Source organism: Burkholderia sp. SIMBA_062 (genome assembly GCF_046534765.1).
GTDB lineage: Bacteria > Pseudomonadota > Gammaproteobacteria > Burkholderiales > Burkholderiaceae > Burkholderia > Burkholderia ambifaria.
Map to the genome: position 1 here is coordinate 1 of NZ_JAWRYD010000591.1, position 239 is coordinate 239.

Below are 239 nucleotides of genomic sequence, written 5' to 3' on the forward strand. Positions count from 1 at the left end.
CGGATTATGGTTTTACGCGCGGCCGTGCGAGACACGCGAGCGGCGCGCGAGCGAGTCGACGATCACCGCGATCGCCAGCACCGCGCCGGTAATCATGAAGCGCAGCGACGACGAGAGATTGAGCAGCGTGAGGCCGCTTGCGATCGACTGGATCACGATGATGCCGAGCACCGCCGACCACGCGCTGCCGCGTCCGCCGAACAGGCTCGTGCCGCCGATGACCGCAGCCGCGATGGCAT

Annotated in this window: 1 pseudogene; it reads right to left on the minus strand. The window is 67.4% G+C overall.

The features are described 5' to 3' along the window. Window positions 1-12: 12 nt before the first annotated feature. A pseudogene (locus SB786_RS37565) lies at window positions 13-239 on the minus strand (sugar ABC transporter permease); the annotation flags it as partial.